At 39.0% G+C, this 15,857-nt stretch carries 13 protein-coding genes; 8 read left to right on the top strand and 5 right to left on the bottom strand.

The window, feature by feature from the left end; genetic code table 11:
• Nucleotides 1-150 precede the first annotated feature (150 nt).
• The 4 genes from I567_RS01340 (at nt 151) to dnaB (ending at nt 4,133) form a co-directional block, all read left to right on the top strand.
• Nucleotides 151-1,602: a GGDEF domain-containing protein gene (locus I567_RS01340; protein WP_016250462.1), complete on the top strand. Its 1,452-nt coding sequence runs from the start codon at nt 151-153 to the stop codon at nt 1,600-1,602.
• Nucleotides 1,603-1,614: 12 nt separating this feature from the next.
• Nucleotides 1,615-2,067 carry a 50S ribosomal protein L9 gene (gene rplI / locus I567_RS01335; RefSeq protein WP_016250461.1) on the top strand — a complete coding sequence of 151 codons (453 nt, stop codon included), beginning with the start codon at nt 1,615-1,617 and terminating at the stop codon, nt 2,065-2,067.
• Between the two features lie 206 nt (nt 2,068-2,273).
• Nucleotides 2,274-2,606 carry an NUDIX hydrolase gene (locus tag I567_RS01330; protein WP_018345237.1) on the top strand — a complete coding sequence of 111 codons (333 nt, stop codon included), beginning with the start codon at nt 2,274-2,276 and terminating at the stop codon, nt 2,604-2,606.
• A 156-nt stretch (nt 2,607-2,762) separates the two neighbouring features.
• Nucleotides 2,763-4,133, top strand: a complete 1,371-nt coding sequence (gene dnaB / locus I567_RS01325; protein ID WP_016250459.1) for a replicative DNA helicase — start codon at nt 2,763-2,765, stop codon at nt 4,131-4,133.
• A 49-nt stretch (nt 4,134-4,182) separates the two neighbouring features.
• On the opposite strand, the gene I567_RS01320 is transcribed toward dnaB, so the two are convergent.
• A complete protein-coding gene (locus tag I567_RS01320) occupies nt 4,183-4,503 on the bottom strand; it encodes a hypothetical protein (RefSeq protein ID WP_016250458.1) in 321 nt (106 codons plus the stop codon).
• A 419-nt stretch (nt 4,504-4,922) separates the two neighbouring features.
• On the opposite strand from I567_RS01320, the gene I567_RS01315 reads away from it, so the two are divergent.
• From I567_RS01315 to I567_RS01305, 3 genes are all read left to right on the top strand, one after another.
• Complete coding sequence (locus I567_RS01315; protein ID WP_016250457.1) at nt 4,923-7,091, top strand: PTS transporter subunit IIBC; 2,169 nt, start codon at nt 4,923-4,925, stop codon at nt 7,089-7,091.
• Nucleotides 7,092-7,191: 100 nt separating this feature from the next.
• On the top strand, nt 7,192-7,989 hold the full coding sequence (locus tag I567_RS01310; protein WP_016250456.1) for an endonuclease/exonuclease/phosphatase family protein: 798 nt from the start codon (nt 7,192-7,194) through the stop codon (nt 7,987-7,989).
• Nucleotides 7,990-8,250: 261 nt separating this feature from the next.
• Complete coding sequence (locus I567_RS01305; RefSeq protein WP_016250455.1) at nt 8,251-9,543, top strand: adenylosuccinate synthase; 1,293 nt, start codon at nt 8,251-8,253, stop codon at nt 9,541-9,543.
• Between the two features lie 213 nt (nt 9,544-9,756).
• Here the strand turns inward: I567_RS01305 and I567_RS01300 are convergent, their stop codons facing one another.
• From I567_RS01300 to I567_RS12255, 4 genes are all read right to left on the bottom strand, one after another.
• Nucleotides 9,757-10,959, bottom strand: coding sequence for an MFS transporter (locus tag I567_RS01300; RefSeq protein WP_016250454.1), 1,203 nt, complete (start codon nt 10,957-10,959; stop codon nt 9,757-9,759).
• 311 nt (nt 10,960-11,270) lie between these two features.
• Nucleotides 11,271-12,902, bottom strand: coding sequence for an ABC-F family ATP-binding cassette domain-containing protein (locus tag I567_RS01295; RefSeq protein WP_016250453.1), 1,632 nt, complete (start codon nt 12,900-12,902; stop codon nt 11,271-11,273).
• A 193-nt stretch (nt 12,903-13,095) separates the two neighbouring features.
• Nucleotides 13,096-13,794 carry an Rgg family transcriptional regulator gene (locus I567_RS01290; RefSeq protein ID WP_016250452.1) on the bottom strand — a complete coding sequence of 233 codons (699 nt, stop codon included), beginning with the start codon at nt 13,792-13,794 and terminating at the stop codon, nt 13,096-13,098.
• 37 nt (nt 13,795-13,831) lie between these two features.
• A complete protein-coding gene (locus tag I567_RS12255) occupies nt 13,832-13,966 on the bottom strand; it encodes a helix-turn-helix domain-containing protein (protein WP_016250451.1) in 135 nt (44 codons plus the stop codon).
• Between the two features lie 172 nt (nt 13,967-14,138).
• Between I567_RS12255 and I567_RS01285 the strand changes: the two genes are divergently transcribed.
• Nucleotides 14,139-15,737 (top strand): ABC transporter ATP-binding protein, encoded by a 1,599-nt coding sequence (locus I567_RS01285; RefSeq protein WP_016250450.1) that lies wholly within the window; start codon nt 14,139-14,141, stop codon nt 15,735-15,737.
• Nucleotides 15,738-15,857: the final 120 nt, after the last annotated feature.

Genomic DNA, 15,857 nt, shown 5'->3' with positions numbered 1-15,857 from the left:
CATAAACTAAAAATAACAAAATAATCCAATTAACCGATCTTTTGTGCAAAATTTGCCGCAGTGTGGTAAAATAATAGCATTAGGATTAGGAAAGAAGAGTGAAGCGTACTTAGCAGCAAGATTGTCACTAAGTACGAGTGAGGGTGAAAAATGACTGCAATAGGAATAATTTCCATCGATAATTATGACGATGTGATTGATAAACTAGATGATAAAGAAAGCTCGTATCTCAATACTTTGATTACTTCGGTGATTTCCGATTGGGCGAGTGAGCATGAAGTCTATTATCGTCGAATCAATGCTGAACGTCATTTATTTGTTGCTCGTGAAGCAGATATTGACCATATGAAGACGCAAAAATTTGATCTTTTGGCCACTTTTAAAAATAAAGCTAGAGAACGTGACTTGTTATTGACGATGAGTATGGGGATTGCGTATGGCCAGGCCTCACTCAAAGAAATCGGTGAAGTAGCACAAGATAATCTTGATTTAGCTTTAATTCGTGGTGGCGATCAAGTTGTCGTGAAGGATGCTGATCCAATGAGTCGTCCGCAATTTTTCGGGGGCGATAGTGATGCGACGATTAAAAGAACAAGAGTCCGCTCGAAAGCCATGAGTACCGCGCTAAAACGAGTCCTTTTAGAAAACGATAAAATCTTTGTTATGGGTCATCGTTTCCCGGATATGGATGCCTTGGGAGCGAGCTTTGGGATTGCTTATTTTGCCAAACTCATTCATAAAAAATGTTGGGTTATCATTAATCCTGAGGAAGTCACGCCAGAATTGCAGCGCGGACTGAGAGAAATTGAACAATATCCCGAACTTTCCAGTCAATTAATTACCAGCGAAGAAGCACTAGAATTATTAGATAACAAAAGCTTGCTAGTGATGGTGGATTATCATCGTCCGTCTATGTCGATTTCGCAAAAAGTTTATGATGCCTTTGAGAAAATTGTCGTGATTGACCATCATCGTCGGGGCGAAGAATATCCAGCCAAGCCATTATTAAATTACATTGAAGCCTCTGCATCTTCTGCTAGTGAGTTGGTTGCTGAATTGCTAGAGTACCAATTAAATAATGAAACACGTATCTCGAAGTTTGTCGCAACGATGATGTTGGCGGGAATGTACGTGGATACCAAGAATTTTACCTTCCGTTCCTCTGCGCGGACTTTTGATATTGCCAGCTTCTTAAAATCACAAGGTGCCGATGAAAGCAAAGTCCAATATCTATTGAGTTCGGATTTGGATTCGTATTTAGAAATGAGCGAGTTAATCAGCACTTGCCAAAATATCGCACCAGGCATTGTGTATGCGATGGGCAAAGAAAACAAAATCTATGGTAAGGTGACAACGGCTAAGGCTGCGGATACCTTGATTTCGATGATTGGTGTCGAGGCCGCTTTTGTGATTACCCGCCAAGATGAGGAAGTTATTGGGATATCCGCGCGCAGTAGTGGCAAGGTCAATGTCCAAAAAATTATGGAAGCATTGGGTGGCGGCGGTCATTTTACCAATGCTGCGACGAAAATTTTGGGCGAATCGCTTGAAAAAGTTGAAGAAATGCTTTTAAATGAAGTTAAGCAAATTGAAATAGAGTAGGAAGTGAAACAGATGAAAGTTATTTTTCTAGAAGATGTGAAGGGTAAAGGTAAAAAGGGCGATGTGAAAGAAGTCCCAACTGGATATGCCCAAAACTATCTAATTAAGAACAAATTAGCCAAAGAAGCCAATAAAGAAAACATGGCGGAATTAAAAGGAAAACAAAAAGCTCAAGCCAAACACGAAGCAGAAGAATTGGCTAAAGCAAAAGAATTAAAAGCTTTTATCGAAAAAGAAGAAACAGTGGTCGTAATCAAAGCTAAAGCCGGAAGCGATGGCCGTTTATTTGGCTCTATTCCTTCTAAACAAATCACGGATGCATTCTTTGATCAATACAAAATCAAGATTGACAAACGTAAAGTCGATTTGAAGCAACCAATCCGTGCTTTAGGTTTTACCAATGTGGAAGTAAAATTGCACCATGATGTGTCAGCGAAAATCCGCGTACATGTCGTGGAAGAATAATCTAGCATACAATGAAAAATTGGAGCGTCGATTGTATATGGGCGCTCTTTTTATGTTTAAGGAGCGTTAGATGAAGATTTCAGAACATTTTGGCGTTTACGGTGTCTGTATTCATAATAACAAATTGCTATGCGTAAAAAAAACATGGAGGTCCGTATAATGGACGCTATGATTTACCTGGTGGCAGTCGTAAAAATGGGGAAAGTTTGTTAGATACACTTTATCGGGAAATGAGCGAGGAAACTAGTTATCAAGTGAGTCAAATTTACGACAGTGCGCTCTATGACTCATTTGTAAAAATCAACGAGGATGAATTCAACCATCATATTTTTGGCCTATATAAAGTTGAGTTAGAAAAAGCCAATCATCAAGCAATAGAAAAATATCTTAACGGTAATGAGGCTAACGATTCTTTAGGTGAAGAATGGATAGAGTTGAATGAATTAAATGAACAAAATGCTTCTCCGCTGATCTTGAAAGTATTGGCAACGTCAGAAGATTTTCAAGCCAAGCGATATCCAGACTGGGAAATTTATTAAGATGTTTGTAAATTGGCAGTAGTACTCACGTTGCCGATTTTTTTGTTCACATATTTATACAAATTCCTGCTAATCTTTGCTATACTATTAGTTGAGACAAATTCAAAACGGAAATCAATTTAATGTTATTTTATAAATCTTTAAGGGGTGTTTTTGATGAATGAAATGTGGCAAGAAAATGTACCACCACAAGATATTGAAGCAGAACAAGCCGTCTTGGGTGCCATTTTTCTAGATGCGGAGGCCTTGGTCGAAGCGATGGCACAAATTGAGCCGCAAGATTTCTATCGACGCGCCCATCAGATTGTTTTTCGTTCGATGATTGCCTTAAATGATCGCAACGAAAATATCGATATTATTACACTAAAATCACAAATCGAATCTGAAAACACCCTGGAAGATGTGGGTGGAATTAGTTATTTAACCGAGTTATCGCAAGTCACGCCGACTGCTTCTGGGGTGGCGCATTATGCGAAAATCGTGAAGGATAAATCGACTTTACGGGAATTGATTCAAGCGGCTACCAAGATTGTCAAAGAAGGCTACAGTCAAGAAGGCAGTGTAGAAGAAATTGTCGAGGCGGCCGAAAAAGGAATTTTAAATGTCTCGGAAAAGCGTAATAGTACAGGATTTCAGGCGATTAGTGATGTTTTGAATAGCACCATGGAGCATATTGATAGGTTATCCCAACAAAATGAAGATATCACTGGTCTGCCAACGGGATATCCGGAGCTTGATAAGATGACTGCCGGCTTGCAACCAGAAGAATTGATTATTTTAGCGGCTCGTCCGGCGGTGGGGAAAACAGCTTTTGCCCTAAATATTGCGCAAAATATTGGTACGCGGACCGATCGCAGTGTGGCTATTTTTAGTTTGGAAATGGGGGCCGAGTCTTTGGTGAACCGGATGCTGTGCGCGGAAGGAACCATTGAGGCGAGTCATTTACGAACGGGACAATTGACCGAGCAAGAGTGGCATAACTTGATTATGGCGATGGGAAGTTTGTCGAATACGAGTATTTTTATTGATGATACGCCTGGGATTAAAGTTTCAGAAATTCGAGCAAGATGTCGGCGTTTAGCACAGGAAAAAGGGAATCTCGGTTTGATTTTGATTGATTACTTGCAGTTGATTGAAGGTTCTGGTCGAGAAAGTCGCCAACAAGAAGTCTCTGAAATCTCTCGTCAATTGAAAAAATTAGCCAAAGAATTAAAAGTACCGGTTATCGCCCTTTCACAGCTCTCTCGTAGTGTCGAGCAGCGCCAAGATAAACGGCCGGTATTAAGTGATATCCGTGAGTCGGGTTCTATTGAGCAAGATGCCGATATTGTAGCCTTTTTATACCGTGAAGATTATTATCAACGTCAAGGCACCGAAGAAGATAAAAATGAAGAGGAACAGGCTGTTGACGACGTGATTGAAGTCATTATTGAGAAAAACCGTAGTGGCGCGCGCGGTACGGTAGAGCTACTATTTAAAAAAGAATATAATAAATTCGCTTCTATCTCCAGACGTGATGATTACTAAAAAAGTCCAGCACAACCCAAGAAAAAAATGGGAAATGCTGGGCTTTTTTCTACGGTCCGGTAACACCACCCACACAAAAATACATAAACCCCACTCTTCTTACTTGAAAAACTTCAGTATATCCTTGCTTGGCATCATGGTAGGTCACTTGATAATTTTTTAAATGAATATAGGGATTATCAGAGGGTGTATATAGTCTATCGGTTGGCTCAATATTCATCATTATTGCATGGTAAACATCAAGTGTAAAAAAAGTAAATTCAGTACGTATCGCCATCTTCGCAGAGAGATGCGTCAGAAAGAACACCACAAAAAGCGTGATCAGTCCAATCTTCAAATAATAATCCAGCTTGTTTTCACGATTCAGCATACCTTTCCTCCGTATCCTTTTTCTACAGTATAACAAAGCCCTCCCTTAACATAAGAAACCCCTTACAAAAGTTATCGAAAACTTAAAAATTCAGTCCCAAAGCTCCCGTTAGCCTAAAAATCGCTATTTTTTCGTTTGTGAAGTGAACGTTTTGATTGGGCGAATCTTTCCTCTTCCATGAGCAGCACATCCATATCTCTTTTCTATGTAATAACAAGATTTTTTTATGTAAACTATCAAGAAAATCTATTCTATCTCTTCCAATCTTCAATTTGTGAAATAAAAGCGAAATCGGTTGCGCTAAACAAACCCATAATGTTATAAACAAATAAAGTGTTTACAAATAAAAAAATCTAGTATATAATCTTGTTAACGAAATCGGTTGCGTAAAGACAATCAGAAAAAAGAGAGGTTCTAAAATGAAAAAATTATTTAGTTTTGAGTTTTGGCAAAAGTTCGGTAAGGCCTTGATGGTGGTCGTTGCCGTGATGCCAGCTGCAGGTTTAATGATTAGTATTGGGAAAACCATTCCTTTAATTAATCCAAATGTAGCCGCTTTAGTCACAACAGGTGGTGTCATTGAAAACATCGGTTGGGCAATTATTGGAAACTTACATCTATTATTTGCCTTGGCGATTGGTGGTAGCTGGGCGAAAGAAAGAGCTGGTGGGGCATTTGCGGCTGGTATTTCTTTTGTCTTGATTAACCGGATTACTGGTTCGATTTTTGGGGTAACCAGTGAAATGCTCAATGATCCAAAAGCCTATACACATACGCTATTCGGTACAAAAATCATGGTTAAAGGTTTCTTTACCAGCGTATTAGAAGCACCTGCCTTAAACATGGGGGTATTCGTAGGGATTATCGCCGGATTTGTCGGAGCGATGGCCTACAATAAATACTATAATTACCGTAAATTACCAGATGCTTTATCTTTCTTCAATGGTAAACGCTTTGTTCCATTTGTCGTAATTTTATGGTCAACGATTTGTGCGATTGTTTTAAGTTTTGTTTGGCCAGTCATCCAAGCAGGAATTAACAATTTTGGTCTATGGATTGCTCAGTCACAAGATACAGCACCCGTTTTAGCGCCATTTTTATACGGTACTTTAGAACGTCTATTGCTACCATTTGGCTTGCATCACATGTTGACAATTCCAATCAACTACACAGCCTTAGGTGGCACTTACGAAATTTTATCTGGCGCACAAGCAGGCACAAAAGTATTCGGGCAAGATCCACTTTGGTTAGCTTGGGCCACTGATTTGGTGAACTTAAAAGGTGCTGGCGATATGAGTCAATATCAATACGTATTAACCCATTGGACACCAGCTCGTTTCAAAGTAGGTCAAATGATTGGTTCTACAGGTATTTTGATGGGGATGACTTTAGCAATGTATCGTAATGTTGATGCAGATAAACGTCATTTGTATAAATCAATGTTTGTTTCAGCTGCCTTAGCGGTATTTTTAACAGGGGTAACTGAACCTATAGAATTCATGTTTATGTTTGCGGCTGTCCCACTATATGTGGTTTATGCCTTTATCCAAGGGGCTGCCTTTGCAAGTGCTGACTTGATTTCGCTACGTGTACACTCATTTGGGAATATTGAATTACTCACTCGTACACCATTAGCCATCAAAGCAGGTCTAGGCGGCGATTTAATTCACTTTATTTTAGTATCCATTGGTTTTGGGGTATTCACGTACTTCTTAGCAAACTTTTTAATCAAGAAATTCAACTTTGCAACACCAGGACGTAACGGAAATTACGACTTAGATACTGGAGCAAGCGAGGCCTCAGAAACGAAAGCCGCGGTTCAAGGAAATGATCAAGCTTTTGCCATTATCAACTTGCTTGGTGGTAAGCCAAATATTGTCGATGTGGATGCTTGTATGACCCGTCTAAGAGTAACAGTCAAAGATAATGCCAAAGTTGGTAAAGAAGAACAATGGAAAGCAGTCGGTGCGATGGGCTTAATCGTAAAAGATAATGGGGTTCAAGCCGTTTATGGTCCAAAAGCCGACGTATTGAAATCTGATATTCAAGATATTTTAGACTCAGGTATGGACATTCCTGAAGTGAACGTCGCTGCCAAAGAAGAAACGAAAGCTAAAACGGCTGCTACAGGGGAAAGCGTGGATTTAGTCGCAGTGGCCAACGGAGAAGTCATCGCTATTGAAGCAGTTGCAGATCCAGTCTTTTCAGGTAAAATGATGGGTGATGGTTTTGCGGTGGAACCAACTGATGGCACAATCGTTTCTCCAGTAAATGGTACGATTAAGAGCGTCTTTCCTACCAAACACGCTATCGGAATTGAAACCAAAGAAGGGGTCGAAGTTTTAGTTCACATGGGAATTGACACAGTTAGTCTTGAAGGCAAACCATTTAGTGTTAAAGTCAAAGAAGGCGATCAAGTACAAGCCGGACAAGTCTTAGCACAAGTAGATCTAGAAGCGTTACAACAAGCGGACAAAAAAGCCACGATGATTGTCGTCTTTACCAATATGGACAAAATTCAAGCGTTCGAACTTACCCAAAAAGGCAATCAACAAGCAGGAAATACGATTGGAACATTAAGTATATAATCTAGGACAAAGCAAGTGGTAAGTTTTTTAGACTAGCCAGTTGCTTTGTCTTTTTAGTATAATTTTTAGCGTAACCTATTAAGAATTGAGGACATATATTATGAAAGCAATCACTTTAAATACCCATAGTTGGATGGAAGAAGAGCCTCAGGAAAAGTTAGCACAACTCGTGGACTTTTTGGCTACTCAAGAGGCGGATGTTATTGCCTTACAAGAGGTCAATCAATTAATCAGCGCCAAAGAAATCATTCCGGATGACTATTTTTGCCCGCAAGAAAATCAGCATCCTATTCGTGAAGATAATTTTGCCTATCTCATCGTCCAAGCATTGCGTAAACGAGGCTTGAATTATTATTGGAGCTATAGTTATGCCCACGTTGGCTACGATATTTATGATGAAGGCATGGCGATTTTATCCAAAGAAGCGCAAACACCTAAAGAAGTCGTTACCTCCAATGAAGAATATGTTAAGCACTTAACTCGTAAAATCTTAATTGCCCAAACCCAAAGTGCCATCGTGGTCTGCGGTCATTATTCCTGGGCGGGTGAACTAGGCTTTGATTACGAATGGCAAAAGACAATCGCAGCCTTAGAAAATGCACCATTACCAATCATTTTAATGGGTGACTTTAATAATCCGGCGGGAAGTTCTGAGCACGCGCAAATCTTAGCTTCTCCTTTGAATTTGCAAGATACTTTCTTACAAGCCAAAGAACGCTATGGTGAATTTACCGTGGTGAAAAAAATTGATGGTTGGCGTGAAAATAATGATTTATTGCGCATCGACTTTATTTTTGTCGCAAAAGAGTTTCACGTGGAACAATACCAAGTCATCTTTGACGGTCATCGTGGCAACGTAGTCAGCGACCATTTTGGGGTTCTTGCGGTTTTTGAATAAGCACAGAATAGATGAATTCTTGGCAAATCAAGCGAGGGTTCATCTATTTTTTTGATTTTTCGTCTTTTTATTCAAATTTAGAGGACTTAAAAATAAATGTTCGGTTTTTGGTCATAAAACAAAACAATTTTAAAATATTATTCGAATTTTCGTTGCAACTCCTTTGAAATCTTGTTACAATGTACATGAAGTGCTTTTTTGGCACAGCTAGGTTTTGAAGGATTCAAAGCAAACTTGCTAGCATATTTAGGAGGAATTCATATGTCATCTGTAGTGGTTGTAGGTACCCAGTGGGGAGATGAAGGAAAAGGGAAAATCACTGACTTTTTAAGTGAAAATGCGGAAGTGATTGCCCGTTATCAAGGAGGAGACAATGCCGGTCATACGATTAAGTTCAATGGTGTGACTTACAAATTGCACTTGATTCCCTCTGGTATTTTTTACAAAGATAAGATTAGCGTGATTGGTAACGGTGTGGTCGTCAATCCGAAATCATTAGTGAAGGAATTGGCTTACTTACATGAACGCAATATTACCACGGATAATTTACGTATTTCTGACCGTGCGCACGTGATTTTACCTTATCACATTCAGTTAGATGCCCTACAAGAAGAAGCAAAAGGCGATAAAAAAATTGGAACAACGATTAAAGGCATCGGACCTGCTTACATGGATAAAGCGGCTCGTGTGGGGATTCGTATTGCGGATTTATTAGACCGCGAAATCTTTGAAGAACGTCTGCGCATGAATCTAGCAGAAAAGAATCGTTTATTTGAAAAAATGTACGAGGCTGATCCAATTGCCTTTGAAGATATTTTTGAAGAATATTATGAATATGGTCAACAAATCAAACAATATGTCTGCGATACTTCGGTGATTTTAAATGATGCGCTAGACCAAGGTAAACGTGTCTTGTTTGAAGGAGCGCAAGGGGTTATGTTAGATATTGACCAAGGAACATATCCATTTGTTACGTCTTCTAATCCGGTTGCTGGTGGGGTAACGATTGGTAGCGGGGTTGGCCCATCTAAAATTAATAAGGTCGTTGGGGTATGTAAAGCTTATACTTCTCGTGTGGGCGATGGACCTTTCCCAACAGAATTATTTGATGAAATTGGTCACCAAATCCGTGAAGTTGGCCATGAATATGGGACTACGACTGGTCGTCCGCGTCGTGTCGGTTGGTTTGACTCTGTTGTGATGCGCCATTCTAAACGCGTATCAGGTATTACGAACCTTTGCTTGAATTCGATTGATGTCCTAAGCGGCTTAGAAACGGTGAAAATCTGTACCGCTTATGAACTAGATGGTGAATTGATTTATCATTATCCAGCAAGTTTGAAAGAATTACAACGCTGCAAACCAGTCTATGAGGAATTACCAGGTTGGTCTGAAGATATCACCAACTGTAAGAGCCTATCCGATTTACCAGAAAATGCGCGTAATTATGTCCGCCGCGTATCTGAATTAGTCGGTGTGCGCATCTCTACTTTCTCTGTCGGCCCAGACCGCACCCAAACCAACGTCTTAGAAAGCGTCTGGTCACAAATTTAACTTATCCAAATACAAATATCAAAGCAGGTATCGTGCATTAAGGCGGTACCTGCTTTTTTTGAGTAAAGAGGAAAATTCTTTGACAGTTGCAAGTCATAAAAACCTCTGCAAACCTTACGCGCCAATGGATAGATGGCTTTGATTCGTCTGAAAAAGTGTTGTATGTGAAAAGAAAAAACTCCGACAAAGTACCAGACTTTATCGGAGTAGCGGTTATGAAAAGATGTTTTCTTTTGGACGCTTGGGGATTTTGTAAAAGATGAGTAATACCAAGGCTACACTCAAAGTTAAGGCTGCAAGTGAAAACATCGCCTGATAATTACTATGTTCTAAAATCACGCCAAAAATCGTTTGGGCAAAAATAGAAGCCAGGTTGCGCACGGTTTGAATCAAAGCCAGTGCCGTCATTTGGTGTTTGGCCGGAATCAAGGTAGCGACCACTTTTAAGTTCATCATCACTACGACCATACCCGCAGGATGCTTGGCAAGAAAAGTCCAAAAAATTTGAATCGGCAAGTAGAGATTTAGCCCGAAACTTAAAAATTGCGCCAAAACAATACAAGTGGGCACGATTAAGAGAACTTTATTGCTGAAACGGTCCATAAATAAATAAGAGAAAAAGACTACCGGCACTTCACACAGAACCGCCCAAAATAAAATGTTAGACACTGTATGAATGGCTAGTCCCCGGGCTTGAAACATAGCTGGAATATAAGTGTTGGCCATGTTCATCAAGCTATAAAATATTGCACTAATGAACAGATACTGTACAAATAAGCGGTTTTTAAATAACGATAAAAAGTGACTATCTTCATGATTTTCTTCCGTTTGCTTGGCCTTTTCCAGAGCAGCTTGCTTGCGGTCATCTGGATGAGTGAGGGCCAGTCCCCCGATGGAAATCAGCATGGTTATCACAAAAGTAAAGAAAATTGCGCGCGGACTAATCCAATCATAGACTAGACCTGCCGCCTGCGAGCCCAGTGCATAGCCAATTGTTCCCCAAACTCGAATTGAACCGTATTTGAAAGGACTGATGGTGGCGAATTTTTCCAAAACAGGATTACTGCCATTAATCAGTGCCAAGACCAAACTATAGCCCAATATCAATTCCCACAGCGTGTCGGCATAAGCAAAACACAATCCGCCAACTGCTGCCAAGAAAAAAGTGACGCTATTGACCGATTTTAAGGAAAAGCGATCACTTAACGAACCGATAATCGGCTGGGCAATCATCGAACTCAAAAAAGAACCTGAAACGACTAGCGAAGTCTCACTCGCCGAATACCCCTTATCCATTAAATACACGGCAATCAAGCAAGAAAAAATCGCAAACGAGAAATAATAAAATAAATAAGCAACAACAAAACTCAGATAATTCCGACTGGTTTTCACAAAATAAATCCTCATTTCTAACATATTCTTCCTTCAAGATAGCATAGATTGAAAAAAAGCAAAAGCCCAAGATGTAACTAAATAGGATGGGGATTTTACTGTAAATAAAACAAACTCCGCCAGCAACATACTGACGGAGCTTAAAAAAAGGAGTTTGAAAATGAAAAAGTGTTTAATATTAGGGTTGTTTGTTTGGGATGCTTTTATAATAAGCGATGAATGTGAAGAAAGTTTGAAGTAACTAAGAGAAAGTTGTAAAAAAAGCACGAATCAAAGGTGAACTGGCTATAAAAACGTCAAAAAAGCTGGCAAACAACTTACCAGCTTAAAGTATGTTAAATATTGCGTCCGAGCATTTCTTTGACTTGGGCTTGGACTGTTTCATTTTCTAAAAATTCATCAAAGGTTGTTTCCGCACGATCGACTACCCCTTTATCAGAGACGACGATGATACGGTTCGCCAAGGTTTGGATGAATTGATGGTCATGAGAAGCAAATAGCAGTGAACCAGTAAAACTCATCAAGCCATCGTTTAATGCTGTAATGGACTCTAAATCTAGGTGGTTGGTTGGGTCATCTAGCACGAGAACATTGGCTTTAGATAACATCAACTTCGAAAGCATACAGCGCACTTTTTCGCCTCCGGATAAGACATTGACTGGTTTTAAGACTTCATCCCCAGAGAATAACATCCGCCCTAGGAAACTACGCAAGAAGGTATTGTCATCTTCTTCCTTGCTAGCATATTGACGCAACCAATCGACAATGGTTAACTCGTTATCGAATTCTTTGGTAGTATCTTTTGGTAAATACGCTTGGCTAGTTGTCACACCCCAACGCACAGAACCCGTATCAGGCGTGATTTCACCCATAATTACCTTAAATAGTGTGGTGGTGGTGATATCATTATTGGCAATAAATGCGACTTTATCATCCTTATTAAGGGTAAAGCTAATGTTATCTAAAATCTTTTTGCCATCGATAGTGACACTCACATTATCCACTTGCAATAAGTCATTCCCGATTTCGCGCTCTGGTTTAAAGCCAACGAATGGATAGCGGCGAGAAGAAGGTTGGATATCTTCTAGGGTGATTTTTTCCAACATTTTCTTTCTAGAAGTCGCTTGTTTTGATTTTGACGCATTGGCACTGAAACGCGCGATAAATTCTTGCAATTCCTTGATTTGTTCTTCTTTTTTGGCATTTTGTTGGGCTTGTAATTTGGCCGCTAATTGGCTAGATTCTAACCAGAAATCATAGTTCCCAACATATAGCTTAATCTTGCCAAAATCAAGGTCCGCCATGTGGGTGCAGACTTTATTTAAGAAATGACGGTCATGGGAAACGACAATGACGGTATTTTCGAAGTTAATTAAAAATTCCTCTAACCAACTAATCGACTGGATATCTAAGCCGTTGGTCGGTTCGTCTAATAGTAACACGTCAGGCTTTCCAAATAGCGCTTGAGCCAAGAGGACTTTCACTTTTTGCCCAGCCGCTAGTTCGCTCATCGTTACATGGTGCAGTTCATCTGGAATATTCAACCCTTGCAATAACACGGCTGCTTCCATTTCAGCTTCCCAACCATTTAATTCGGCAAATTCGCCTTCCAATTCTGCTGCACGAATCCCATCTTCATCAGAAAAATCAGGCTTCATATAAATGGCATCTTTTTCCTTCATAATGTCATAGAGACGTTTGTGCCCCATGATGACCGTTTCAATCACTGGATATTCTTCATAGTCGAAATGATTTTGTTTTAAGACGGCAAGACGTTCATCTGGTCCAAGCGTTACCACACCAGTTGAAGGTTGTAACTCACCTGCTAAAATTTTTAAAAAGGTAGATTTTCCCGCACCATTGGCACCGATTAAACCGTAGCAATTCCCCGGGGTAAACTTAATATTCACTTCATCAAACAATTTGCGATCTGAAAAATGTAAACTAACATCACTTACTGTTAACAAGGCATTCCCTCACTTTTTTATTTAGTCAATTCATTATATCGATGAATGCAAGAAGTTGCAATGAAAAGTAAGCGAAAAGCAAAGTAGAGGTCGATATCATGGGCAAAAAAGGGTTTTACTAACTAAAAAGAGTAAAATGAGGAGGGGATAAAAGATTGTTAAAAAGAACAATTATCCGTTTTTTATTCAACAGCTAATTGTTCTTTTTACTATGTGCGATATTTGTATAATAATGAATATCCTCTTGAATCATTTGACTTAATTCTACCAAACCAACGGATTCAAGGTACTGACAGTAAAGGGGTAAATTGGGATGAATCTGTTGTGTTTTTAGAATATCAGCTAAGTAGAAATGAATTTTTGCCAGAGTAAGCTCGAACAAGTTATTTTTTTGATAGGCAATGGCAATCGCTTGTTGAGCTATTTCTTGGCAAGTTTGATAGTCTAAATTCTTTAAATAAAAATCACTTAAGTTAATCAGTAGACGCAAGTATAGATAGGTATATTCATCTGAAGCATTCTTTTTATTCGCTTTTTTATAGATTTGCTGCGTGATAAGAGGTAAGGTGTCCATATCAAAAATAAATAGAAAATTAGCCAGTAAATTCAGTTCATACATTCCCCATTCAGATACTCTAGACAGATAATCTAAAATTTCTTGGTAACGTGTGAGATTCATGATTTGGTGATTTTGATGATACTCGATGAGGGCCTCTAGCAAAAGTTTTTCATGCCGCATTCGAACATTTTTTTCATCAACGATTGGAAATTCTGCCAATAAACGCTTCATCTCAGCAATATCATGTGCATTGACCGCAGCCTCAATTTTAATCTTTCGCCGGAAATCTTCTTGGTAAATGGATTCTTTTAAATAAAGGTCAAATTCGTGCAAACTGACATTTAATCTTCTGAGTAGTTGCAGAAATTTATCAAAAGAAACAGTAGTAGTTCCCGTTTTCTAATTCAGAAAGGTGCGATCTAGAAAGAATACCTGCTGAAAGTTCTTTTTGTGTCAATCCTTTTTCTAAGCGAATTCTCTTTAGTATTTTCCCATATTCTTCCATAAGCTCCTCCTTTTTTTTAGTTTAAAAGATAAACGAGTGTCCGTCAAATATACTCTCCAAAGACTCTTGAGTGTAATTGATGTCGGAATACGAGACAAAATATTTGTTTTTTTTGTTTTTTTAGTATAATAGAAAATATCTCAACTGATTACGAAAGAAACGGAGGAATGAAATGAAAAGGTGTTTTTTACAGCGTAAGGGACTCAATGTGTTGGTTATGTTGATGATTGTGACTTCCTCAGGCCTGAAAATTTATTCGGCTGTTTTATTAACAACGATTACGAATGAATTGCTTGCAAAACATTGGCGGCAGTTTTTGTTTTATTTGTTATTGCAAGGTGTGATTTATACTTTGGCTTGTGCAATAAGTGGATGGAACAGTTGGTTTCAAGAATATGTTATTCAAAAAATGATTAATGATTTGCGCATTCATTTAACGGAAAAATTGACACAAACCTCCTATCAACAAAATCAAGCAAAAGGTGCAGGGAGTTTTGTTTCATGGATGACGAATGATATGCAGATGATAGCCGATCAAGGATTTCCGGCTGTCTATCAAATGATTGAACATTGCACGATGCTGCTCTTTTCGATTGTAGTGTTAGTCAAAATGCATTATTCCTTAATGATTGTTTTTGCACTTTTAAGTTTATTCACCCTTTACTTACCACGATTAGCGAACAAACCACTCATGCAGCGTTTCCAAGAGTTAACCGTTGAAAACGAACATTTTACCGGCAAGATGAGCAATGTATTTCAGGGGTATGCCACGTTATATGTACTCAATGCGTTAAGTTATTTACCCAAAAAAGTGCAACAATTCAGTCTACAGTTAGCCAAACGGAATGTCCGTGCGGCAAAAGTGCATGCCTTTTCGACTTTTCTCAGTTCATTTGCCAATGTTTTTAGTCAAATCGTGATTACCGGATACAGTGGTTGGTTGATTTTTCGCAGCATTATTTCATTTGGCGCTTTTTTGACTATTGAAAATCTAAGTGCCAACGTGATGAATGCAATGGGGAATTTGGCGAACTGTTTGATTATGATTAGCAGTGTCCAACCTATTTTTGAAAAGTATGAACCGCTGCAACGAAAAGAAAAGCAGCAAATAATCAATCAAAAACTGCCCGATCATACTTTGCAATTGGAAAATGTTGATTTTTCATATGAAGATAATGTTATTTTTAACCGACTGAGTCTGACCTTTGAAGCAGGGAAAAAATATATTATAACTGGAGCGAGTGGTTCAGGCAAATCAACGTTATTTCATTTATTAACCGGTAAGATTTCACCGACAAGCGGCAAGTTGACCATTGGTGGCGTGGATTATGCGCAGCTATCTGCCAATCAAATTCATGAAGAAATTAGTTATGTTGACCAGGTACCTTATGTCTTTGAAGCGAGTATTGAGGAAAACTTAACCTTACTCCAAGATTTTAGTCACCAACAATTGCAACAAGTCTTAACCTCGACGCAATTCGCTCAGGTCACTACGCAATTACCTCAACAATTAGCGACTCAGCTTGGTCCTAGTGAATTAGAGCTATCCGGTGGACAAAAACAACGCTTGGCTTTAGCTCGGACTTTACTGCGGGATACACCGATTCTGTTATTGGATGAAACAACAGCTAATTTAGATAAAGACACAGCTGAACAAATTGAACGGTATCTATTGTCCTTGCCTAATCACACGGTTATTATGATTACCCATCATTTAAATCCCAAACTAGCTGGATTGTATGATGAGGTCATTGATTTAAGTAAATTATAAAAAGGAGTGTTGGAATATGGCAAAAGAAAATCAACAAAAGAAACACAGCATTGAAATTCAAGGGAGTTTTCGTTTTGGCGATGCGAAACAAACCATCCGCAAAGTGTTCAAAAAAATCTT

This window comes from Enterococcus cecorum DSM 20682 = ATCC 43198, from assembly GCF_000407565.1.
GTDB lineage: Bacteria > Bacillota > Bacilli > Lactobacillales > Enterococcaceae > Enterococcus_E > Enterococcus_E cecorum.
This window is presented reverse-complemented; position numbering and strand designations above follow the sequence as displayed.